The sequence below is a fragment of the Pseudomonas sp. Pseusp10 genome, assembly GCF_059492225.1.
The window spans coordinates 2,247,108-2,269,929 of sequence record NZ_CP168528.1 but is presented as its reverse complement, the minus strand read 5'-3'; the positions used below and the strand labels follow the sequence as shown (position 1 = coordinate 2,269,929).

Below are 22,822 nucleotides of genomic sequence, written 5' to 3'. Positions count from 1 at the left end.
ATGGATATAAAAGTCTGTTTGTCATTTTCAGTGCTGTATCCTGCCCAAGCTTTCTTTAAAGCGCGGATCTACCAGATCTATCAACAGACTTAGCGAGGAGCGCGACTATGCACGAGATTCCTAATCTCCCCTTCCCAAGCCTGCACGTACCTGAGCAGACGACCACGCAGCAAGCCGGAGCTCAACAGCCCCAGCCGAAAGAAGCCACTGACAGCCGCCAGGCTGACAGAGAAGACTGAAACACCCGCCGTACAGACCGTGTGGAAAGCGCTAACATGCGCTTCCCACACTGCCTGAAACGCGAGCCTGCACCATGACCGATGAACTCAGCGAAACCTTTGATGAAAAGCAGGCCAGCGTCCTGATCGGCACCGCCGAGAAAATGATCGAGATCTGGAATCGCCTCTCCCCCGAGAAACAAGCCGCCTTGCTCGCCCGTTTCGGCACCCAGGAAAATGCGCTGGCCGCCCTGGTCACCACGCAGCTGGTTGCTCCCGCCAAACCTGAATGACGCCGCCCGGCAAATAGTTTTACTTTTTCACAACCTGTGACCGTCCACACCGCTATCATAAGCAGCCTATCTATCCCGCTTTACCGTGGACCTTTACCCATGCCTGAAAACCAGCGCCCCCTGGCGGTCACGCTGCAAGTTGTTTCCATCGTCCTTTTCACCTTCATCGGCTACCTGAACATCGGCATCCCCCTGGCCGTATTGCCCGGTTACGTCCACAGCGACCTGGGCTTCGGCGCGGTGATCGCGGGGCTGGTGATCAGCGTGCAATACCTGGCCACCCTGCTCAGCCGCCCGTATGCCGGGAAAATCATCGACAACAAAGGCAGCAAGCTGGCGGTCATGTACGGCCTGGCCGGTTGCGGCTTGAGCGGTGTGTTCATGCTGATCTCCGCCTGGACCCAGAGCCTGCCGGCCTTGAGCCTGATCAGCCTGCTAATCGGCCGACTGGTACTCGGCAGCGCGGAAAGCCTGGTGGGCTCGGGCTCGATTGGCTGGGGCATCGGCCGGGTCGGCGCGGCGAATACCGCCAAGGTCATCTCGTGGAACGGGATCGCCAGCTACGGCGCTCTGGCTGTCGGCGCGCCCCTGGGGGTGTTGCTCGTCCATCAACTGGGCTTGTGGAGCATGGGGGTGAGTATTGTGTTGCTTGCCATTCTCGGTCTGCTGCTGGCCTGGCCGAAAACCGCCGCGCCAATCGTTGCCGGTGAGCGCCTGCCGTTCATACACGTGCTCGGACGAGTCTTCCCCCACGGCTGTGGCCTGGCCCTGGGCTCCATTGGATTCGGCACCATCGCCACCTTCATCACCCTGTATTACGCCATGCAACACTGGGACAACGCGGTGCTGTGCCTGAGCCTGTTCGGTGCCTGCTTCATCGGCGCGCGTTTGCTGTTCGGCAACCTGATCAACCGCCTCGGCGGCTTTCGCGTAGCGATTGCCTGCCTGTCGGTGGAAACCCTGGGATTGCTGTTGCTGTGGCTGGCACCCGATGCGCATTGGGCACTGGCGGGGGCTGCGTTGAGCGGCTTCGGCTTTTCGCTGGTGTTTCCGGCGCTGGGAGTAGAGGCGGTCAATCTGGTGCCGGCGTCCAGCCGTGGCGCGGCCGTCGGCGCCTATTCGCTGTTCATCGACTTGTCGCTGGGGATCACCGGGCCGCTGGCCGGGGCGATTGCGGCCGGGTTCGGTTTCGCTTCGATCTTCCTGTTCGCCGCCCTCGCCGCCCTGAGCGGATTGATACTGAGCCTTTACTTGTACCGGCAGGCACCTAAGCAACGCGAGGCGCGGGACGCCCGTTAGAAATCGACCTTGCCGCGCCCGGCCTTGATGTTGCCGCGCTTGCTCTTGGATTCGAGACGACGGGTCTTCGAGCCGAGGGTCGGCTTGGTCGGACGGCGCTTCTTCTCGACCTTGATGGCACTCTGGATCAACTCGGTCAGCCGCAACAGCGCATCGGCGCGGTTCTGCTCCTGCGTCCGGTACTGCTGGGCCTTGATGATCAACACACCGTCGCCGGTGATGCGGCTGTCGCGCAGCGCCAGCAGCCGCTCCTTGTAGAAATCGGGCAAGGACGACGCCGGAATGTCGAAACGCAGGTGCACGGCACTGGAGACCTTGTTGACGTTCTGCCCACCGGCGCCCTGGGCGCGAATGGCCGTCAACTCGATCTCGGCATCCGGCAGATGCACGTTGTTGGAAATGACCAGCATGGAAAAACGTCCATATTCAGAGCGTGCAGGATACCGCGAATCAGATACTGAACACGCCACTAAACCCTGTGGGAGCGAGCCTGCTCGCGATGAGGGCGTGTCAGTCAACATCTGACTAACCTGACACACCGCTATCGCGAGCAGGCTCGCTCCCACAGGGTTTGGTGTCATGCCATGAATTCGATAGCCACAAAAAACCCGGCACATGGCCGGGTTTGTTGTTTCTGCGCGGAGTTACTCCACTGCGACCTGCAAGGCACGCTGTGCACTGCGCTTGTTCTTGATGCCGTAGCAGACCCACATGAACACGAGCCACACCGGAATCGCATACACCGATGTCTGAATCCCCGGAATCAACAGCATCACACCAAGGATGAACAGCACGAACACCAGGCAGATGTAGTTGCCGTACGGGTACCACAGGGCCTTGAACAGCGGCGTCTGTTTGGTCTTGTTCATGTGCTGGCGGAACTTGAAGTGCGAATAGCTGATCATCGCCCAGTTGATCACCAGAGTGGCAACGACCAGCGACATCAACAGTTCCAGAGCATTTTGCGGGATCAGGTAGTTCAGCAGTACCGCGATCAGCGTCACGGCAGCCGAAGCCAGGATCGAACGCACCGGCACGCCGCGCTTGTCGATCTTCGCCAGACCTTTCGGCGCGTCACCCTGCTCGGCCATGCCCAGTAGCATACGGCTGTTGCAGTAGGTGCCGCTGTTGTACACCGACAACGCCGCGGTCAGGACCACAAAGTTGAGGATGTGCGCGGCGGTGTTGCTGCCCAGCATCGAGAACACTTGCACGAACGGGCTGCCGCTGTAGGAGTCACCGGAGGCGTTCAGGGTGGTCAGCAAGCTATCCCACGGGGTCAATGACAGCAGGATCACCAGCGCACCGATGTAGAAAATCAGGATCCGGTAGATCACCTGGTTGATCGCTTTCGGGATCACGGTTTTCGGCTTGTCGGCTTCGGCAGCGGTGAAACCGAGCATTTCCAGACCACCGAAGGAAAACATGATGAAAGCCATGGCCATCACCAGACCGCTGACACCGTTCGGGAAGAAGCCACCGTGGGACCACAGGTTGCTCACCGCCGCTTGCGGGCCGCCATTGCCGCTGACCAGCAGGTAGCTGCCCAGGGCAATCATGCCGACGATCGCCACGACCTTGATGATCGCGAACCAGAACTCGGCCTCACCAAACACTTTGACGTTGGCCAGGTTGATCGCGTTGATCAGCACAAAGAAAGCCGCCGCGGAGGCCCAGGTCGGGATGTCCGGCGCCCAGTAGTGGATGTATTTGCCGACCGCCGTCAGCTCCGACATGCCCACCAGAATGTACAGAATCCAGCAGTTCCAGCCCGACAGGAAACCGGCGAAGCCGCCCCAGTACTTGTGCGCGAAGTGGCTGAAGGAGCCGGCCACCGGATCTTCGACAATCATTTCGCCCAGTTGGCGCATGATCATGAAGGCAATGAAGCCGCAGATGGCGTAGCCGAGGATCATCGACGGACCGGCGGATTTCAGTACCCCGGCCGAGCCGAGGAACAAGCCGGTACCGATCGCGCCACCGAGGGCGATCAATTGAATGTGGCGATTTTTCAGGCCGCGTTTCAGCTCGCCTGATTGCGGGTGTTGTCCACTCATGAAAAGGGTCTCACGCAAGGTTTGATGATGTTCAGTAGACGTTGCTGCTCAGGAAGTCCGTTAAGCGGCACCGATCAAACCCCAGCGCAAGCACCAGGAGTTCAGCGTATTTACAACGGTCATGCGTCACCTGTTTGTTTTTATCTGTGACGAAATCGAACCCGACACGCTCGTGACGCGACGGAGTGAACAAGGCGGATAGCCTTGAGGTTTGCGCAGATGCGCAGGAGGTCACAGGTAAAACGCGGCGCATTGTACACCCGTAACCCCCTGCTGCCAGACCCGCTGGACAAGCGTGTCTATGGCCGGGATTGCCTGTGTCCGCCCCGAGGGGCTCGGGCGGCTGCAAAAAATGGGTCAGACCCTTGCGGATCATTGACGGGAAAGGCAGGAAACCCGCCTCTCGCAGAGCGATGGAGATGGATTGCGGCGTTCATTGCGCCTCCTTTTTGTTATGCACCTGCACGACAGGCATGGCGCGCATAACACCCTGCATGGCGCGGTGAAACAAGCGGGCTAGAGCGCGGGGAGAGGGACAAAAGGCAATAGCGCGTAAGCATTTTCTTACGACATTCGAGAAATGGCGATTTCACGGGGTTAATCCGTGTATTTCGTCAGTATTTCTTTACAGCGCGTAAACCCGGGTTTCCATATTGGAGTGCTCAGTGCGGCGACTGACGCCATCGCGAGCAAGCTCGCTCTCACAGGGAAATGAGTTTGCTCGGAGAATCGCGATCAAAATGTAGGAGCGAGCTTGCTCGCGATGGCGTCCTCAAAAACGATACGGACATAAATCCAGACGAAAAAAAACGCCAACCCGAAGGTTGGCGTTTTTAACTTGTCGCTTGCAGCTTGAAGCTTACCGCTGCCTCACTCCGGCTTACGACGCCCAAAGCCCGGACGCTGGCCGGAACCGGCCGGTGCGCCACGGCGCTTGCCCGATGGCGTTTCGCCGTCGACCAGTTTGATCCCCGGACGCTTCGGCGCCGGCTTGGCCGGGCGCTTGGTGTCGGCCGGGCGATCGGCTACCGGCGTACCACGACCTTCGCCACGCTCGGCACGGCCATTGGTCGGACGTGGTGTGCGTGGACCGCGTTCGCCGTCCTGACGCGCAGCAGGTTTGCGACCTGGACGCTCACCTTCGATCTGCGGCTCGCGGCTGGCACGTGGCGCGGCAGGTGCGGCGGCTGCGCCAGCGGCCGGACGCAGGGTGCGTACACGCTCGGTCTTGGCCATCGGACGCGACGACTTGCGCTGCATCCGGTCAAGCTTGTCTTTGCTCTTGGCGTTCATCTGCGGCATCGCGACCGGCGTCAGGCCGACCTCGGCACTCAGAATGTCGACTTCGTACTGGCTCATTTCGCGCCAGCGGCCCATCGGCAAGTCGGAGTTGAGGAACACCGGACCGAAACGCACGCGTTTCAGACGGCTGACCACCAGGCCCTGGGATTCCCACAGACGACGAACTTCGCGGTTACGCCCTTCCATCACCACGCAGTGGTACCAGTGGTTGAAACCTTCACCACCTGGCGCTTGCTTGATGTCGGTGAACTTGGCCGGACCGTCTTCGAGGACCACGCCGGCTTTCAGACGCTCGATCATCTCGTCGTCAACTTCGCCACGCACACGTACCGCGTATTCACGGTCCATTTCGTAGGAAGGGTGCATCAGACGGTTGGCCAGCTCACCGTCGGTGGTGAACATCAGCAGACCGGTGGTGTTGATGTCCAGACGACCGATGTTGATCCAGCGACCTTCTTTCGGACGCGGCATCTTGTCGAACACGGTCGGGCGGCCTTCCGGATCGACACGGGTGCAGATTTCGCCGTCGGGCTTGTTGTACATGATCACGCGGCGCACCGACTCGGCGGCCTCTTCACGCTTGATCACCTTGCCATCGATGGTGATGGCGTCGTGCATGTCGACACGCTGGCCAAGGGTGGCGTCTTTGCCGTTGACCTTGATGCGGCCGTGGCTGATCCAGGCTTCCACGTCACGGCGCGAGCCGACGCCGATACGGGCGAGGACTTTCTGCAGTTTTTCGCCTGCTGGGCCGATTGGCTGGTCGTCTTGCTGGTCTTTGATACTCATCTGGGCACCTCCCGGTGTGGTCTGAAAACTGGGTACTTGGGCGAAGGGATCGCCGAAGGGTCGCGAATCATACGCGCATGCGGGCGATTGCGCATCAGAGACTAGCTGATCAACGCAAGGTTATTTGTTTTTGCGCCGAACGGTGACCCGCAGCTCTGCTATGAACACAATCCCCTGTGGGAGCGGGCTTGCCCGCGAAGAGGGCGTGTCAGTCGGCATATTTATTGGCTGACCCACCGCATTCGCGGGCAAGCCCGCTCCCACAAGGATCTTTGGTGGTCGCAGACATTGCGATCAGTCTTCGAACTGACGGCGTTCGGCCTCGATGGCTTCGGCCAGAGCCAGGGCTTCGGCCTCTTCGTCCGACAGCTCCGGCTCGGGTTTCGGCTGTTCGAGGGCAGCCACGGCGGCCAGGAGTTTTTCCCGGGCCTCGGCAACGCCGAGGATGTCGTCGGCCTGCTCCGGTTCAATTTCCGGCTCAGGCTCGCCTTCCGGTTCAGGCTCGGGCTGTGCCGCTTCGACTTCTGGCTCGATGACCGACTGTTCCGAATCGAATTCAGGCGATACCCCATCACGCAGCAAGTCGTCAAAGTCGGTCTTGAGCCCCTCCTCCATGCTGTCCAGCTCCAGCAATAGCGTGTGGAAACTGGTTTCTTCTTTCGGCTCCTCCGACTCGGCGCTGACATCGGCCAACTCTTGCAACCCGGCGGGTACGGGGGCGTCGTCGAAATCGAGCACCGGGTCCGGTTCCAGCTCGCGCAGTTCCGCCAGCGGTGGCAAGTCGTCGAGGTTTTTCAGGTTGAAGTGATCGAGGAACGCCTTGGTGGTCGCGAACATCGCCGGTTTTCCGGGTACGTCGCGGTAGCCGACGATACGGATCCACTCGCGCTCCATCAGCGTCTTGACGATGTTGCTGTTGACCGCCACGCCCCGCACGTCTTCGATTTCGCCCCGGGTGATCGGCTGGCGATAGGCAATCAGCGCCATGGTTTCCAACATGGCACGGGAGTAACGCTGCGGGCGCTCTTCCCACAGACGTCCGACCCACGGCGCAAATTTCTCACGAATTTGCAGGCGATACCCCGAGGCCACTTCCTTCAGTTCAAACGCGCGGCCATCGCAGGACTTCGCCAGAATCGCCAGGGCCTTCTTGAAGACTGGCGGCTCCGGCCGCTCGCCTTCTTCGAAGAGTTCGAACAGGCTTTCCAGGGATTGCGGCTTTCCCGAGGCCAACAGAAAGGCTTCAAGCAAGGGTGCCAGATCACGGGGTTCAGTCAGGTTCATGTTTCGACTCGTTATTCGGCTCGGGCTCGCACGTGGATCGCGGCAAATGGCTCATTCTGCACCAGCTCGACCAGGGATTCCTTGACCAATTCAAGGATCGCCATAAAGGTCACCACCACTCCCAGGCGCCCTTCTTCAGCGGTGAACAGCTCGACAAACGGTACGAATCCGCCGCCCTTGAGCCGCTCCAGCACATCGCTCATGCGCTCTCGGGTAGACAGCGCCTCGCGGCTGACCTGATGGCTTTCGAACATGTCGCCACGGCGCAGCACCTCGGCCATGGACAGCAGCAATTCGGATAAACGCACGTCCGGCAACAACTTGCGCGCCCGGGCTTGCGGGGCATCGAGCCTGGGCACCACCACGTCGCGACCGACGCGGCTCAGGCCATCGATGCCTTCGGCGGCGGCCTTGAAACGCTCATATTCCTGCAAGCGACGGATCAGTTCGGCGCGCGGGTCGTCTTCTTCATCTTCGACGGTTTCAGCCCGTGGCAGCAGCATCCGCGACTTGATCTCGGCCAGCATCGCGGCCATCACCAGATACTCGGCAGCCAGCTCCAGGCGCACCGACTGCATCAACTCGACGTAGCCCATGTACTGGCGGGTGATTTCCGCCACCGGGATGTCGAGGATGTTGATGTTCTGCTTTCGGATCAGATAAAGCAGCAGGTCGAGGGGGCCTTCGAACGCCTCGAGAAAGACCTCGAGGGCATCCGGCGGGATGTACAGGTCCAGCGGCATTTCCATGACCGCCTGGCCATAGACCATGGCGAAGGGCAGTTCCTGCTGGGCTCCGGCCTGACTGTCGACGGGTTCTACTGCGGACATCTAGGCCTCGACCATGAACGGCGCAGGGTCGCCGCAACCAACGCGAATGACTTCCGGCTCGCCGTCGGCGAGGCTGATCACGGTGGACGCCTTGATCCCGCCGAAACCGCCGTCGATGATCAGGTCGACCTGGTGTTCGAGCAACTGACGCATTTCATGGGGGTCGCTCAACGGATCTTCATCGCCTGGCATGATCAGGGTCACGCTCATCAACGGTTCGCCCAGTTCAGCCAGCAGCGCCAGGGCAATCGGATGGCTCGGCACGCGCAGGCCGATGGTGCGCTTCTTGGGGTGCAACAACAGCCGTGGCACTTCGCGGGTAGCGTTGAGGATGAAGGTATACGGCCCCGGTAGATGGGCCTTGAGAATGCGGAACGTACCGGTGTCGATCTTGGCGAACAGACCCAGTTGCGACAGGTCGCTGCAAATCAACGCAAAATTGTGTTTCTCATCCAGTTGCCGCAGGCGCCGAACGCGCTCCACGGCCACCTTGTCGCCGATCTGGCAACCTATGGCGTAGGAAGAGTCTGTGGGATATATCACCACCCCGCCCTTGCGGATGATCTCGACCGCCTGTTTGATCAGGCGCGCTTGCGGGTTTTCCGGATGAATCTGGAAAAATTGACTCACGTTCTCTACCTGTTCAGACGGCGGCAATAATTGGGTCATGTTTGAATCGACACCATAGCGGTGGCAGATCCTCCGGGAGTGGTCGGTATTCACCGATCTCCGACCAGCCTCCAGGGCCATGAAAATCACTGCCCGCGCTGACCAGCAGACCGAACTCGCGGGCCAGAATGGCCAGGCTGCCCACTTGCTCGGCAGGTTGATAACCATTGACCACTTCGATGGCGTGGCCCCCCGCTTGAATATAGTCGGCAATCAGACGACGACGCTTGCTTCGAGTGAATTCGTAGTGCCAGGGGTGTGCCAGGCTGACCCAGGCCTTGGCCGCGCGCAGGGTCTCGACAGTTTCGTCCAGGGTTGGCCAGTGTTGCTTGACGTCACCCAGCTTGCCGGCGCCCAGCCATTTGCGGAACGCCTCGGCGCGATCCTTGACGAAACCTTCACGCACCATCCAGTCGGCGAAGTGCGGGCGGGCCGGCGCGTTACCGCTGTCGCCCAACTCCTGCTGGATCTTGCGGGCGCCTTCAAGCGCCCCCGGCATGCCTTTCAACGCCAGTTTGCGGCTGATTTCCTCGGAGCGCAGCCAACGGCCATCACGTAATTTGGCGATGGCCTCGACCAACGGCGCGGCATTCACGTCAAAACCGTAGCCCAATACATGAATGGTCGCGCCACCCCAGGTGCAGGACAATTCGACGCCGTTGACCAGTTGCATCCCCAGCGCGGTGGCCGCGTGCCGGGCCTCGTCGAGGCCTTCAAGGGTATCGTGATCGGTCAAGGCCAGGACTCGCACGCCTTTCTCGAACGCTCGCGCCACCAGAACCGCAGGCGCCAGGGCGCCATCGGAGGCCGTGCTATGGCAGTGCAAATCAACATTCACAGGGCTTTGTAACCTCAAATCAGCTGGCGCTATCGCGCGCCCATATGTTTGTTATTATGCCGCCACATCCTGCTTCTGGCTGCCACTGTGAAACAATTCATCGATTTCATCCCGCTCCTGCTGTTTTTCATCGTCTTCAAAACCGATCCACGGGTCGTCGACATCGCCGGCCATGAGGTCACTGTAGGCGGTATTTACAGCGCCACCGCGATGCTGATCATCAGTTCCCTGGTGGTCTACGGCACGCTGTTCGTCAAACAGCGCAAGCTGGAGAAGAGCCAGTGGCTGACCCTGATCGCCTGCCTGGTCTTCGGTAGCCTGACCCTGGCGTTCCACAGCGAGACGTTCCTGAAGTGGAAAGCGCCGGTGGTCAACTGGCTGTTCGCCCTGGCGTTCATCGGCAGCCACTTCGTCGGTGACAGCCTGCTGATCAAACGCATCATGGGCCACGCGCTGACCTTGCCGGAACCGGTCTGGACGCGCCTGAACATCGCCTGGATCGCCTTCTTCCTGTTTTGCGGTGCCGCCAACCTGTTTGTCGCGTTCACCTTCCAGAGCTACTGGGTCGACTTCAAGGTCTTCGGCAGCCTGGGCATGACTTTGCTGTTCCTGGTCGGCCAGGGCATCTACCTGTCCCGCCACCTGCACGATGCCGACACCACTACGCCAAAAACCGAGGACTGACATGCTTTACGCAATCATTGCCACAGACGTCGCCAACTCCCTGGAAGCCCGCCTGGCCGCACGGCCTGCGCACCTCGAGCGCCTGCAAGCGCTCAAGGGCGAAGGTCGCATCGTATTGGCCGGCCCACACCCGGCGGTCGACAGCAATGATCCGGGCGCAGCGGGTTTCACCGGCAGCCTGATCGTCGCCGAATTCGATTCCCTGAGCGCCGCCCAGGCCTGGGCCGACGCTGATCCGTACATCGCCGCAGGCGTCTACGCCAACGTTCTGGTGAAGCCGTTCAAGCAAGTCCTGCCGTAAAATCCTGCTCCGCGATGAACCTTGTCGGTTCATCGCGTTCTCAATCGCTCATTATTCTCGTTTGCCGGCCGACAACTTGCCCAATACTCGTATTGGAATCAGGAGTCGCGATGCGCAAGGGTCCGTTGTGTCTGATGTTGTTCACGTTGTCGGTCGTGGCGCCCGCCCACGGTGAAGAATACGCCGAGGGTGGCAATTCAACGCCTCTTTCCTTGAGCGCCGGTAGCCAGATCACCGAGTTGCAGCAACGCTTGAAAGAAAGCGAACGGCAACGGGAAGAACTGAACAAACAATTTCAAACCGCCGAAGGCGAACGCGAAAGCCCACTGCTGGCCCGGTTGCGCCAGGAGAACCAGCGATTGAAGCTGCAACTCAAGGAAGCTCAGGCCAGCAGTCCACTGCCGCGCCTGCTGACCGACCAGCAACAATGGTTCGTCACCGGCGCCGGGGTAGCGCTATTGGCTCTGCTCTGCGGTATCTTCGCCAGTGGAGCAAGTCGAAAACGTCGACAATGGCTAAATTGAGTGAGTCATGAGCGAGCTGTTACTTATTGATGATGACCAGGAGCTGTGTGAGCTCCTGAGCAGTTGGCTGAGCCAGGAAGGGTTTCAGGTACGTGCCTGTCACGATGGCCAGAGTGCACGCCGCGCGCTGGCCGAAGCCGCCCCGGCGGCCGTGGTGCTGGATGTGATGTTGCCCGATGGCAGCGGCCTGGAACTGCTCAAGCAGTTGCGCAGCGATCACCCGGATTTGCCGGTGCTGATGCTCTCGGCCCGGGGCGAGCCCCTGGACCGTATCCTCGGCCTGGAACTTGGGGCCGACGACTACCTGGCCAAACCCTGCGACCCACGGGAACTGACCGCCCGCCTGCGCGCAGTACTGCGCCGCAGCCACCCGGCAGCGGTATCCAGCCAGATGGAACTGGGTGACCTGTGTTTCAGCCCGGTGCGCGGAGTGGTCAGCATCGACGAACAGGAATTCACCCTCACCGTTTCCGAAAGCCGCCTGCTGGAAGCCTTGCTCAAGCAACCCGGCGAACCCCTGGACAAACAGGAACTGGCGCAGATCGCCCTCGGCCGCAAGCTGACCCTGTATGACCGCAGCCTGGACATGCACGTCAGCAACCTGCGCAAGAAGATCGGCCCACACCCCGATGGCCGACCGCGCATCGTCGCCCTGCGCAGCCGCGGCTATTACTACAGCCTGTAGGCGCTCGCTCGCGATGGAGTTGAACGATTACGCATACTGTCTGGAAAAACGCGGTGCCTGTGAGTTCATCGCGAGCAAGCTCGCTCCTACAGTCACCCGGACGTTTTGTCAGGATCGCTGAAGACCGTCTTTACCCAAGCTTTACCCTCCGCTGACCGCCGCTGACCTTGATCTGCGTAATCTGTACTCATCCGGAACGTACCGGGAACGAGACAAGGAGATACACCATGCGCAAGACTCTTATCGCTCTGATGTTCGCTGCTGCCCTGCCGACCGTTGCCATGGCCATGCCAGAAGGCGATGGCTCGATGAGTGGGCCAATGGACGGTTCGCACCATGGCGGTCAGATGCACGGCATGCACGGTAAAGGCCCCTACAGTCAACTGGACCTGAGCCGCGAACAGCGCGAGCAAATCCGCAAGATCATGGGCGAGCAGATGCACGAGCGTAAGCAACTGGTCGAGAAGTACCTGGAAAAACTCTCGCCAGCCGACCAGAAAGCCATGAAAGACGAGATGACCGCCAAACACCAGAAAGCCGAAGCCGATGTGCGCGCGGTGCTGAAACCGGATCAACAGAAGAAATTCGACGAGATCCAGAAAAAACAGGCCGAACGTCGCGCCGAGTGGGCCGAGTTCAAAGCCTGGAAAGCGCAACAAGCGCAAAAAGCGCAATAATGAGCTGAACTTGGACCCGACGGCTCAATACCGTTGGGTCTGACACCACACCAATCACTGTGGGAGCGAGCTTGCTCGCGATGGCGTTCTTTCAGTCACATTGATGTTGAATGTGCCGACGCAATCGCGAGCAAGCTCGCTCCCACATTAGTTGTGTTTGCTTGAGGATTTTCCGTGCGTTCATTGTTCTGGCGTATCCTGGCCAGCTTCTGGCTGGCCATTGCTCTGGTTGCAGGGCTTTCCATCCTGCTCGGGCACATGCTCAACCAGGACGCATGGATTCTCAGCCGCCACCCGGGCCTCAACACGCTGGCCGAACAGTGGACGCAAACCTACGAAAGTCAGGGCGAAGACGCCGCTCAGGACATTCTCCAGCAACGCAAACGCCAGTATCACATCGACGTTCAGGTGCTTAACGAAAGCGGCGATCCGGTGGTGCGCGGCACCTTCCCCAGACGTGCGGCGGCCTTTGAGGCGCGTCAGAACAATGATGACCGACGCTTGCCATGGCGGCGTCTGACCGATGAGTTCACCAGCGAAAAAACCGGCGACACCTACCTGTTCATCTACCGCATCCCGCACCCGGAACTGGATGCCTGGCACCGCGAGAGTCTGCTCTGGCCGCTCAGTGCGCTGGGGATCGCCCTGGTGGTGCTGACCCTGTTCAGCCTGCTGGTAACCTTTTCCATCACTCGCCCGCTCAGCCGTCTGCGCGGAGCGGTGCATGACCTGGGACAAACCGCTTATCAACAGAACAGCCTGGTCAAACTGGCCAATCGTCGCGATGAGTTCGGCGTCCTGGCCAACGACTTCAACCGCATGGGCGCGCGCCTGCAAAGCCTGATTGGCAGTCAGCGGCAACTGCTGCGGGATGTGTCCCACGAACTGCGCTCCCCCCTCGCCCGCCTGCGTATCGCGCTGGCGCTGGCCGAACGGGCCACCCCGCAGGAACGGGAGCAGCTCTGGCCGCGCCTGACCCGTGAGTGCGACCGACTGGAAGCGTTGATCAGCGAAATCCTGGTGCTGGCGCGGGTCGACTCCGATAACGCCAGTGCCGAAGAGGTGGACCTGAACGCCTTGCTCAATACCCTGCAAAAGGATGCGCAACTCGGTTCACCCGAGCAGCTCGTCCACCTCGAAGCCGAATCGCAACTGAATCTGAAGGGCTGGCCGACCATGATCGAACGGGCCGTCGACAACTTGCTGCGCAATGCCCAGCGCTTCAACCCGGTGGATGGCCTGCCGATCGAACTGCAGGCGCTGCGTCAGGGTGAGCGGATTGTCGTGACCGTGCGCGATCACGGGCCAGGGGTCAGTGCCGAATATCTGAGCCAGCTCGGTGAGCCGTTCTATCGGGCGCCAGGGCAGACAGCGGCCGGACATGGCCTGGGCCTGGCCATCGCCCGGCGCGCGGCGGAGCGACATGGCGGCAGCCTGGTGCTGGCCAATCACCCCGAGGGCGGTTTCATTGCCAGTCTGGAATTGCCGTTGGTGCCGGGGGCTGTCGTACAACCCTGAGATTATCCTCAAATTATCTGAACGACACAGATCTACCCTGGGAGCGAGCCTGCTCGCGATGGCGGTTTTTCAGTCACTTCAATGTTAAATGTACTGCCGCTATCGCGAGCAAGCTCGCTCCCACAGGGGCTGCGGTGTCAGACCTTCCCGGGCCAGGCGCTGACGAACTCGCTCAGGTCCACCTTCTCGGCCACTCGCGGTTCTTTCTGCGGCGTGCCCAGGTACAGGAAAGCAATCACCTCTTCCCCTTCCGCCAACCCCAGCCCCTTGGCCACATGCGGCGAATAAGCCAGGTCACCGGTACGCCATACCGCACCAATGCCCTGCGCATACGCCGCCAGCAAAATCCCGTGGGCCGCACAACCGGCCGCCAGCAACTGCTCGGACTTCGGATACTTGACGTGATCCTGCAACCGGGCAATTACCACCACCACCAACGGCGCCCGCAGCGGATTATTGCGCGCCTTGTCGATGGCCGCTTCGCTGACTTCGCTGTCCGAAAGCTTCGCCGCCTCGGCCAGCAACTCGCCCATTTGCTCACGCGCCGCGCCTTCCACCGTCAGGAAGCGCCACGGCTGCAAGTGACCGTGATCCGGGGCGCGCATGGCGGCGCCGAACAGCACCTCGCGCTGCTCGGCAGTGGGTGCAGGATCAATCAGTCGTGGAACGGAAACTCGGTTGAGCAAAGCGTCGAGAGCCTGCATCGGCTACCTCCTGAAAAATTCGTGCGGCTATTCTAGCTGCAACTGCCGCAGCAGTGCCGGTTTACATGCCCTGCCTCACGGGTAGAATGGCGCCCTTTCCACCATCAGCCGAGCGGACCTCATGGCGTTGCCGACCTTACGGATCATTGGTTTCATCATCGGCATCTTCCTGATCACGCTGGCGATCTCCATGGTCATACCCATGGCCACGCTGGTCATTTTCGACCGCACCAGTGATCTGCCCTCGTTCCTCTGGGCCAGCATGATCACCTTTGTCGCCGGTTTGGCGCTGGTGATTCCGGGGCGCCCCGAGCACGTTCACTTGCGCCCCCGGGACATGTACCTGCTGACCGTCAGCAGTTGGCTGGTGGTATGCATCTTCGCCGCGCTGCCATTCCTGCTGACCCAACACATCAGCTACACCGATTCATTCTTCGAAAGCATGTCCGGCATCACCGCCACTGGCGCAACCGTACTCAGCGGCCTGGACACCATGTCCCCCGGCATCCTGATGTGGCGCTCCCTGCTGCACTGGCTGGGCGGCATCGGTTTCATCGGCATGGCGGTGGCGATTCTGCCGCTGCTGCGCATCGGTGGCATGCGGCTGTTCCAGACCGAATCGTCGGACCGCTCGGAAAAAGTCATGCCTCGCTCGCACATGGTGGCACGGCTGATCGTGGCGGCCTACGTCGGCATTACCATTGTCGGCAGCCTGGCGTTCTGGTGGGCCGGGATGAGCCCGTTCGATGCGATCAACCATGCGATGTCGGCAATTTCCACCGGTGGTTTCTCTACCTCCGACCAGTCTTTGGCCAAGTGGCCACAACCGGCGGTGCATTGGGTCGCGATCGTCATCATGATTCTCGGTGCCCTGCCGTTCACCCTGTATGTGGCAACATTGCGTGGTAACCGTCGGGCGCTGATCAAGGATGAACAGGTTCAAGGCCTGCTCGGCATGCTGCTGGTGACCTGGCTGGTACTCGGCACCTGGTATTGGTGGACTACCCAGCTGCATTGGCTGGAGGCGTTGCGGCATGTGGCGCTGAACGTGACGTCGGTAGTGACCACAACCGGTTTCGCGCTGGGGGACTACAGCCTGTGGGGCAATTTCTCGCTGATGCTGTTCTTCTATCTGGGGTTTGTCGGCGGTTGCTCCGGCTCGACCGCGGGCGGCATCAAGATTTTCCGCTTCCAGGTGGCCTATATCCTGCTCAAGGCCAACCTTAACCAGCTGATACACCCGCGCGCGGTGATCAAGCAGAAGTACAACGGCCACCGCCTCGACGAAGAAATCGTGCGTTCGATCCTGACCTTTTCGTTCTTCTTTGCGATCACCATCTGCGTGATTGCGCTGCTGCTGTCGCTGCTCGGCGTGGACTGGATGACCGCCCTCACCGGCGCGGCCAGTACCGTGTCCGGTGTCGGCCCGGGGCTCGGTGAGACCATCGGCCCGGCAGGTAACTTCGCGACCCTGCCGGATGCCGCCAAGTGGATTCTGTCATTCGGCATGCTGCTCGGCCGACTGGAGATCATCACTGTGTTTGTGCTGTGTATTCCGGCATTTTGGCGTCATTGACCGCGTCAGGTGCTTGCATCAGCCGCATCCGGTACTCGCCGGGTGTAGCGTCGAACCAGCGGCGGAAAGCTCGGAAGAAGTTGCTCGGATCGGCGAACCCCAGCAAGTAAGCGATTTCCAGCAAGGTCATGTTCGGTTGCGCCAGATACTGCTCGGCCAGTTCGCGCCGGGTATCGTCCAGCAGCGCCTGAAAACTCGTGCCCTCTTCCTGCAAGCGCCGTTGCAAGGTGCGCTGGGAAAGATGCAGTGTCTGCGCCACGGTGTCGCGCTTGGGCTCGCCTTGGGGCAACAGGCGGCACAACACCTGCCGCGCCTTGTGCGTCACGCGGGTTTCGGAAAAGCGCGCCAGGTACTCGCCGGCAAAGCGGTCATGCAGCAACGCCATCGCCTCGTTGGCCGTCGGCAACGGCGCTTCCATGTCCGAACGCTCGAAAATCAGCGCATCGTAAGGTGCGTTGAACAACAGCGGTGCATGAAAGGCTTGCTGATAGGGCTCCAGGTTGGCCGGCTCGGTGCCTTGGAACAACACTTTGCGTGGTTGCAACGTACGCCCGGTCAACCAGCTGCACAACGCCAAGGCACAGGCCAGCGAAGCTTCGGCACTTTGCCGGGTCGGCGGCAGATGGTCGCCATGCACCGTCAGAATCAGCGCATAGTCTTCTTCCAGCAGCTTGAAACTCAGGTCGGCGCTTTCGGCGATGATCCGCTGATAACGCACCAGACGCTGAAAGCCTTCGGCCAGTGTCTGGCTGGACATCAAGGCGTAACCCGTCACATGAAACTGCGCCGGTCGCACCACCTTGCCCATGTTCAGGCCGATGGCCGGATTGCCGGACAGTTCGACCGCGCGTTGCCACAGCCGTGTCATGGAATCTTGCGGGAAGCGTGCATCCGGATCATTCAGTGCCGCGTAGTCGAGCCCCAGCTGTTTGAACAGAACCCGACAATCCAGGCCGTCCATCTCCAGCGCTTTGACAATCCCCATCGCCCAGCTTGCAGAAGTCGTTCGTTCGCTCATGGCGTTTTCTTACATGTTGAGCCGCATGTTACGGCTATTGACCGAAGGATACTAAAGTGGCGCCTATTGTCAGTGGCTGATGCCATTGATCACTCTAGACTCAAATAAGCTACCCGCAGAACAACTTGCAGTCAGAACAATAACCACAGAGATCGCAGTCGTGGAAAACATCAAACGTTTCAGCAGTTTCGCTGAGTTCTACCCGTATTACCTCAGCGAACACAGCAACAGTACCTGTCGCCGACTACATTTTATCGGCACGACGCTGGTTATCCTGATACTGGCGCTGACCATTGGTCGGGGCATCTGGATGCTGTTGTGGGCCCTGCCTTTGGCGGGTTACAGCTTCGCCTGGGTCGGTCACTTCTTCTTCGAGAAAAACCGTCCGGCAACGTTCCAACACCCCTTCTACAGCCTGCTCGGCGACTTTGTCATGTACCGGGACATGGTGCTGGGACGCGTTCCGTTCTAAAGAACATCCGTCACAAGAGAGTTGCCTATGAATGCCAATGCCCGCTTCACCCACATGAAGGACGGCACGCAGGAAGACTGGGCGATCATCGCTGCGGACTTCAGTGCCTACGCACGACAATTGCCGACAAGGATTGCCGCGCACCTGAAGTTACTGGAGGGTGATTTTGGCGGGTTCCCGGTGGATCGCCTGACCCACTCCCTGCAAACCGCCACCCGCGCCTGGCGCGATGGCCGCGACGAAGAATACGTGGTCTGCGCCCTGCTCCACGATATCGGCGACACCCTGGGTTCCTACAATCACCCGGACATCGCGGCGGCGATCCTCAAGCCGTTCGTCAGCGCCGAGAACTTGTGGATGGTGGAAAAGCACGGGATCTTCCAGGGCTACTACTTCTTCCATCACCTGGGCATGGATCGCCATCTGCGCGAGCAATTCCAGGACCATCCGCAGTACCAGGCGACCGTCGAGTTCTGTGCCAGGTACGATGCGGCGGCGTTTGATCCGGCGTACGACACGCTGCCCTTGAGCTTCTTCGAACCGATGATGCAGCGGCTGTTTGCGCACCCCAGGAACTCGATTTACAAGGCGGCGATGCAAGAGCACGCGCCGGCCTGACAGGACCGCTGCGCGGTCCATTCGCGGGCAAGCCCGCTCCCACAGTAGATTTGTTGCGAACACAGAATCTGTGGGAGCGGGCTTGCCCGCGAAGAGGCCAGTACAAACACCGAATGACTGTCAGGCCAACTCTGCGACTTTCGCCGCCTTCAACTGCGCCTCCCGCGCCTGGGCATCCGCAAGGCGATACAACTCGATCGAGCCATCCCAATGCTCGATCAGCGCGGTGCACGACTCCACCCAGTCGCCGCAATTGAGGTAGTCCACCTCGCCGACCTTGCGAATCTCGGCATGGTGAATGTGCCCGCATACCACGCCGTGCAGCTCGCGTTTGACACACTCGTGGGCGATGGCTTCTTCGAAGTCACTGATGAAGCTGACCGCGGTTTTCACTTTGTGCTTGAGGTAGGCCGACAGCGACCAGTAGCCGTAGCCATATCGCGCGCGCCAGTGATTGAGCCAGCGGTTGAGGGTCAGGGTGAATTCGTAGGCCGAGTCGCCGAGAAAGGCCAGCCAGCGATGGTAACGGGTGATCACATCGAACTGGTCGCCGTGAATCACCAGCAGATGCCGGCCGTCGGCGGTGACGTGTACGGCTTCGTCCACCAGCTGGATATTGCCCAGGATCAGCTTCGAATAACGGCGCAGGAATTCGTCATGGTTGCCTGTGACGTAGATCACTTCGGTGCCGCGCTTGCTCATGGTCAACAGGCGACGGATCACGTTGGTATGCGCCTGTGGCCAGTACATGCCGCCACGCAGTTTCCAGCCGTCGATGATGTCGCCGACCAGATAGATCTTGTCTGCGTGATAACCCTTGAGAAACTGCGACAGGTGTTCAGCCTGACAGTCCCTCGTGCCCAAATGCACGTCGGAAATCCATAGCGTCCGCACACGTTGCTTACGAGTGGGCTTGGCGAGCTCGGCGCTGGTCATGGGCAACCCTCTGGACATGTTTTATAAAGTTTGCGCTGGCCGAGTTAATGGTCCATGACAGCACCAAGTCAGTCGTGTGACAGCGCTTATCAGCCTGCCCGGGTGTAGACTGGCGGCCTGATACGGGAGACCTGCGATGAGACCGATCCTCACGCTCCGCCAATACAGCCACGACCTGATCGTCCACAGCCACGACCACGCTCAACTGGTGTTCGGGCTCTCGGGCGCGCTGGATTTCGAGGTCGATGGCCGTGGCAGCCAGGTGGTGCAGCAGAGCTTCGTCGTGGTGCCGTCGGGCGCCCATCATGCTTGCGGCAGTGCCAATGGCAGTCGCTGCCTGGTGCTGGATGTGCCCAGCGAGCAATGGGTGGCTGAGTCCCTGGGTGATCACGCCGAATCCAGCCGACGCTTGCTCGACAACGCCGGCCGCCTGCCCCTGGACGCCGGGCAAAACCAATTGGTCAGTTGGCTGGCGAACAGTCCGGTCGACGATCCGCTGATCGCACAACAAGGCGCAGTGCTGTTACTGGCCAGTCTCAACAACGCCAGGCACGACACGCTCGGCGGTCGGCGCCTGCCCTACGCCGCGCTGAATGCACACATCGATCAGTACGCGGCGTATCCGCTGCAGGTGGCCGACCTGGCCCGTGTGGCAGGCCTCTCCAGTGCCCGTTTGCATGCTCGATTCGTGGCCGAATGCGGGCAGACGCCAATGGACTACATCCGCAGCCGACGCCTGCATATTGCCGTGGGCTTGCTGCGCAACTCGGCGCTGCCCATCGGTGAGATTGCCTGCCGTGTCGGCTACAGCTCCCAGAGTGCCTTTGCGGCGGCGGTGCTGCGCGAGTTCGGGGTATCGCCCGGGAAACTGCGACGCGAGGCTGGCGACAAAGGACAATAGTCTGCCGACAGACTTGATGGGCGATTACGCGCTTCAATGAGGCCTCTGTTCGTTTGTCGTTAAGGATTGCAATGACTCCCCGTACTGCCCTTGGCGCCTTGCATATCGGCGCATTGATGTTCGGCCTGACCGGCGTGTTCGGCAAACTGGCTGCCGCGTCACCGGCGATCATCGTGTTCGGCCGTGCCACTTTCGCCGTGCTCGCGCTGGCGTTTTTTGCACGGTTCGCCAGCCAGACGCGCTGGCAGAAACTCGAGGCCGTGGACTGGCGTCGACTGCTGCTCAGCGGCTTGTTGCTGGCCGGGCACTGGGTGAGTTTCTTCATTGCGGTGAAAGTCGCAGGCGTGGCGATTGCAACGCTCGGCTTCGCCAGTTTCCCGGCATTTACCGTGATCCTTGAAGGGCTGATCTTTCGCGAGCGCATTCGCACCAATGAAATTGTACTGGTGCTGCTGGTGAGTATCGGCCTGGTGCTGGTCACGCCTGATTTTGATCTGGCCAGCGGCGCCACCACCGGCCTGCTGTGGGCCGTGGGTTCCGGGTTGTTGTTCGCCCTGCTGTCGCTGACCAACCGTGCCAGCTCCGGGCGCGTCCCGCCCGTGCAGGCAGCGCTGTGCCAGAACGTGGTGGTTGCCCTGTGCCTGCTGCCGGTGGCGGCGCCGCAATTGAGCGAAGTGCGTGCCATCGACTGGCTGTGGATCGGCCTGCTCGGTGTGTTCTGTACCGGTGTCGCCCACAGCCTGTTCGTCGCCAGCCTTGCGGTAATCAAGGCACGCACTGCCGCCGTGGTGTTCGCCCTGGAGCCGGTCTATGGCATCACGGTCGCCTGGTTGCTGTTCAACGAAAACCCGACCCCGCGCATGTTGCTCGGGGGCGTGCTGATCATTGTGGCAATTGTGGTGTCCAGCAGGTTCTCAGGTGGTTCCAGCAGGAAAGCCGTTGCTGCGGAGGCTGCGTCTCACTGAGTGCGGTCGTTGTGGCCCAGGTCGCGGTCCGGGTCGATCTGGTCACGGACCCGCTGCTTGAGCACTTTGGCCTCAGGGAAGCCACCGTCCGCCTTGCGCTCCCAGATCTGCACGGTGTCACAGTAAATATGAAAGACCCCGCCAGTGCCCGGCACCAGGGAGACTTTGCCCAGGTCATCACCAAAGGTGCTGAGCAGCTCCTGGGCCAGCCAGGCCGCACGCAACAGCCACTGGCATTGCGTGCAATAGGTGATGACGATTTCCGGTTTGCTGACGGTCATGATGGGACGTAACTCCAGAGTTTGACGACGCCGCTATGATAGCCCGGCCGGTGGCTGCCGGGACGGCGAAGCGGGTTGCGCCTCTAACTCGAACGCCGGCTCGATCATGGCCAGAGCAGCCGGCTGCTCGTACTCGTTTGGGCTGATCACATCCCAACTCGACGCCATCGACAGCTCCTCCAGATTGAGCCGGTACTCATCGTCAGTGGCGGATTCGCTGGACATCGCCAAACCCGGAACCACCACCACGGCAGCAGCGACCGGGTTGGAACGACCACTATCGCCCCACTCAAGCCCATCGTTGGCTGGCACCCCGTCGTGATGCACTGTGGCCGACTGCATGACGGGGGGCCACATTACTGGCTCGGTAAAGAGCTCAGCCAACGGCTCATGCTGCGGCGGCAGAGCCACTGGCGTTGTGGCCTGATGCTGCCGGCGCCAGCGGCGAACTAACCAGCCCAGCGCCAGTAACGCCATCAACGCTGACACGCCGGCAATCGGCAGCCAGCCAATCCCGGGGTTTTCAACAATGGCGGGGGCTGGCGCCACTGCGTCAGAAGCCATGGGTTGCGCCTTTACCTTCTTGAGTTCCGCCAGTTGGGTTTGCAACTCAGCCAACTGCTTTTTCTGGCCGGCGATCAGGTCATCCTGGCCTTGAAGCTTCGCGTTGAGCTCATCGACAGTGGTTTGCAACGAGTGGTTTTGCAGGGTGCTGGCAGCCAGTTGCTCGACAGCGGAATCAACCACGGGGACGTCCGTTTCCAGCGTCGCCTTTGCCACGGGTGGCGGCAAGACGACCGGTTGAACACTGGGGAATGCAGACGCCGCAGAACTGGAAACCGGTTCATCGGTGGCGGGAACAACACCTGGCGCACCCGGCGGGTCGATCAGTACCGTGTACTCGCGTAATAGCTGACCGTTGGGCTGATTGAGCTGCACGAGGAAATTCAGGAACGGTTCACTGACCAGTTTGCTGGAGGTCACCTGGATCAAGGAGCGATTACCGCGCAGGACCGGGGTGAACTTCAGGTTGTCGAGGAAAAATACCCGGTCGACCCCGGCACGGCTGAACTCGTCTGCCGTTGCCAGGCGCACCGACAGCTCGTCCTCTTCCAGGCCAGCCGCATCCACCAGGGCGATTTCGGCACGCAGCGGTTGATTCAGCGCCGAATGCAAGGTGATTTCGCCCAGGCCCAGCGCAGGTGCCCATGCCGAATAAGTGACAGTGGCCCCGGCCAGCAACCACTGAGAACCACCGCGTAAAACCAAACGCCAACACTTGAGCATGAGCATCCTTGAGATCTACAGAAACTACCCGTACGCGTTCGTACATCCGTTACGAACACGATATTGCCGAGTAGTTCTTATAGTCTGCCCAATGCG

At 60.6% G+C, this 22,822-nt stretch carries 25 protein-coding genes; 13 read left to right on the top strand and 12 right to left on the bottom strand.

Annotated features, from left to right (window positions below):
* Positions 1-313 precede the first annotated feature (313 nt).
* A complete protein-coding gene (locus tag ACEN8Z_RS10155; RefSeq protein ID WP_429487517.1) occupies positions 314-511 on the top strand; it encodes a hypothetical protein in 198 nt (65 codons plus the stop codon).
* 99 nt (positions 512-610) lie between these two features.
* A complete protein-coding gene (locus tag ACEN8Z_RS10150) occupies positions 611-1,810 on the top strand; it encodes an MFS transporter (protein ID WP_108231272.1) in 1,200 nt (399 codons plus the stop codon).
* Here the strand turns inward: ACEN8Z_RS10150 and arfB are convergent.
* The 7 genes from arfB to ACEN8Z_RS10115 all read right to left on the bottom strand — a co-directional run bounded on the left by arfB (position 1,807) and on the right by ACEN8Z_RS10115 (position 9,579).
* On the bottom strand, positions 1,807-2,220 hold the full coding sequence (gene arfB, locus ACEN8Z_RS10145) for an alternative ribosome rescue aminoacyl-tRNA hydrolase ArfB (protein WP_495597540.1): 414 nt from the start codon (positions 2,218-2,220) through the stop codon (positions 1,807-1,809). The two genes, ACEN8Z_RS10150 and arfB, sit on opposite strands and share 4 nt — an antisense overlap.
* Before the next feature lie 234 nt (positions 2,221-2,454).
* Complete coding sequence (locus ACEN8Z_RS10140) at positions 2,455-3,867, bottom strand: amino acid permease (protein ID WP_495597539.1); 1,413 nt, start codon at positions 3,865-3,867, stop codon at positions 2,455-2,457.
* An 870-nt stretch (positions 3,868-4,737) separates the two neighbouring features.
* On the bottom strand, positions 4,738-5,958 hold the full coding sequence (rluB, locus tag ACEN8Z_RS10135; protein WP_495597538.1) for a 23S rRNA pseudouridine(2605) synthase RluB: 1,221 nt from the start codon (positions 5,956-5,958) through the stop codon (positions 4,738-4,740).
* A gap of 294 nt (positions 5,959-6,252) precedes the next feature.
* Positions 6,253-7,242: an SMC-Scp complex subunit ScpB gene (scpB, locus tag ACEN8Z_RS10130; RefSeq protein WP_495597537.1), complete on the bottom strand. Its 990-nt coding sequence runs from the start codon at positions 7,240-7,242 to the stop codon at positions 6,253-6,255.
* Positions 7,243-7,253: 11 nt separating this feature from the next.
* Entirely contained in the window at positions 7,254-8,072 is an 819-nt protein-coding gene (locus ACEN8Z_RS10125) for a segregation and condensation protein A (RefSeq protein ID WP_008002825.1), read from the bottom strand.
* A complete protein-coding gene (locus tag ACEN8Z_RS10120; protein ID WP_032829738.1) occupies positions 8,073-8,702 on the bottom strand; it encodes an L-threonylcarbamoyladenylate synthase in 630 nt (209 codons plus the stop codon).
* Between the two features lie 13 nt (positions 8,703-8,715).
* Positions 8,716-9,579, bottom strand: coding sequence for a PHP domain-containing protein (locus tag ACEN8Z_RS10115; RefSeq protein WP_495597536.1), 864 nt, complete (start codon positions 9,577-9,579; stop codon positions 8,716-8,718).
* Between the two features lie 87 nt (positions 9,580-9,666).
* Between ACEN8Z_RS10115 and ACEN8Z_RS10110 the strand changes: the two genes are divergently transcribed.
* The 6 genes from ACEN8Z_RS10110 to ACEN8Z_RS10085 all read left to right on the top strand — a co-directional run bounded on the left by ACEN8Z_RS10110 (position 9,667) and on the right by ACEN8Z_RS10085 (position 13,968).
* Entirely contained in the window at positions 9,667-10,263 is a 597-nt protein-coding gene (locus ACEN8Z_RS10110; protein WP_008002819.1) for a septation protein A, read from the top strand.
* Between the two features lies 1 nt (position 10,264).
* Complete coding sequence (locus ACEN8Z_RS10105) at positions 10,265-10,564, top strand: YciI family protein (RefSeq protein ID WP_008021382.1); 300 nt, start codon at positions 10,265-10,267, stop codon at positions 10,562-10,564.
* A 110-nt stretch (positions 10,565-10,674) separates the two neighbouring features.
* Entirely contained in the window at positions 10,675-11,088 is a 414-nt protein-coding gene (locus tag ACEN8Z_RS10100; RefSeq protein WP_008002815.1) for an SH3 domain-containing protein, read from the top strand.
* 7 nt (positions 11,089-11,095) lie between these two features.
* Positions 11,096-11,773 carry a response regulator transcription factor gene (locus ACEN8Z_RS10095; protein WP_495597535.1) on the top strand — a complete coding sequence of 226 codons (678 nt, stop codon included), beginning with the start codon at positions 11,096-11,098 and terminating at the stop codon, positions 11,771-11,773.
* Positions 11,774-12,000: 227 nt separating this feature from the next.
* On the top strand, positions 12,001-12,450 hold the full coding sequence (locus ACEN8Z_RS10090) for a Spy/CpxP family protein refolding chaperone (RefSeq protein ID WP_495597534.1): 450 nt from the start codon (positions 12,001-12,003) through the stop codon (positions 12,448-12,450).
* A gap of 174 nt (positions 12,451-12,624) precedes the next feature.
* Complete coding sequence (locus tag ACEN8Z_RS10085; protein ID WP_008002811.1) at positions 12,625-13,968, top strand: sensor histidine kinase; 1,344 nt, start codon at positions 12,625-12,627, stop codon at positions 13,966-13,968.
* Between the two features lie 137 nt (positions 13,969-14,105).
* Here the strand turns inward: ACEN8Z_RS10085 and ACEN8Z_RS10080 are convergent, their stop codons facing one another.
* On the bottom strand, positions 14,106-14,672 hold the full coding sequence (locus ACEN8Z_RS10080; protein ID WP_495597533.1) for an NAD(P)H nitroreductase: 567 nt from the start codon (positions 14,670-14,672) through the stop codon (positions 14,106-14,108).
* A gap of 121 nt (positions 14,673-14,793) precedes the next feature.
* Between ACEN8Z_RS10080 and ACEN8Z_RS10075 the strand changes: the two genes are divergently transcribed.
* On the top strand, positions 14,794-16,248 hold the full coding sequence (locus tag ACEN8Z_RS10075) for a TrkH family potassium uptake protein (protein ID WP_495597532.1): 1,455 nt from the start codon (positions 14,794-14,796) through the stop codon (positions 16,246-16,248).
* On the opposite strand, the gene ACEN8Z_RS10070 is transcribed toward ACEN8Z_RS10075, so the two are convergent.
* Positions 16,205-17,266 (bottom strand): AraC family transcriptional regulator, encoded by a 1,062-nt coding sequence (locus tag ACEN8Z_RS10070; protein ID WP_495597531.1) that lies wholly within the window; start codon positions 17,264-17,266, stop codon positions 16,205-16,207. The genes ACEN8Z_RS10075 and ACEN8Z_RS10070 overlap by 44 nt on opposite strands.
* 160 nt (positions 17,267-17,426) lie before the next feature.
* On the opposite strand from ACEN8Z_RS10070, the gene ACEN8Z_RS10065 reads away from it, so the two are divergent.
* On the top strand, positions 17,427-17,738 hold the full coding sequence (locus tag ACEN8Z_RS10065; RefSeq protein ID WP_495597530.1) for an Mpo1-like protein: 312 nt from the start codon (positions 17,427-17,429) through the stop codon (positions 17,736-17,738).
* A 27-nt stretch (positions 17,739-17,765) separates the two neighbouring features.
* A complete protein-coding gene (locus ACEN8Z_RS10060; RefSeq protein ID WP_495597529.1) occupies positions 17,766-18,356 on the top strand; it encodes an HD domain-containing protein in 591 nt (196 codons plus the stop codon).
* A 120-nt stretch (positions 18,357-18,476) separates the two neighbouring features.
* Here the strand turns inward: ACEN8Z_RS10060 and ACEN8Z_RS10055 are convergent, their stop codons facing one another.
* A complete protein-coding gene (locus ACEN8Z_RS10055) occupies positions 18,477-19,292 on the bottom strand; it encodes a UDP-2,3-diacylglucosamine diphosphatase (RefSeq protein ID WP_008002799.1) in 816 nt (271 codons plus the stop codon).
* A 136-nt stretch (positions 19,293-19,428) separates the two neighbouring features.
* Between ACEN8Z_RS10055 and ACEN8Z_RS10050 the strand changes: the two genes are divergently transcribed.
* Together ACEN8Z_RS10050 and ACEN8Z_RS10045 are read left to right on the top strand one after the other, a co-directional pair.
* Complete coding sequence (locus ACEN8Z_RS10050; protein WP_495597528.1) at positions 19,429-20,193, top strand: helix-turn-helix transcriptional regulator; 765 nt, start codon at positions 19,429-19,431, stop codon at positions 20,191-20,193.
* Positions 20,194-20,264: 71 nt separating this feature from the next.
* Positions 20,265-21,158 (top strand): DMT family transporter, encoded by an 894-nt coding sequence (locus tag ACEN8Z_RS10045; RefSeq protein ID WP_495597527.1) that lies wholly within the window; start codon positions 20,265-20,267, stop codon positions 21,156-21,158.
* On the opposite strand, the gene ACEN8Z_RS10040 is transcribed toward ACEN8Z_RS10045, so the two are convergent.
* Together ACEN8Z_RS10040 and ACEN8Z_RS10035 are read right to left on the bottom strand one after the other, a co-directional pair.
* Positions 21,152-21,439, bottom strand: coding sequence for an Rdx family protein (locus ACEN8Z_RS10040; protein ID WP_008002795.1), 288 nt, complete (start codon positions 21,437-21,439; stop codon positions 21,152-21,154). The genes ACEN8Z_RS10045 and ACEN8Z_RS10040 overlap by 7 nt on opposite strands.
* Before the next feature lie 33 nt (positions 21,440-21,472).
* Positions 21,473-22,726 carry a type IV pilus assembly protein FimV gene (locus ACEN8Z_RS10035; RefSeq protein WP_495597526.1) on the bottom strand — a complete coding sequence of 418 codons (1,254 nt, stop codon included), beginning with the start codon at positions 22,724-22,726 and terminating at the stop codon, positions 21,473-21,475.
* Positions 22,727-22,822 lie beyond the last annotated feature (96 nt).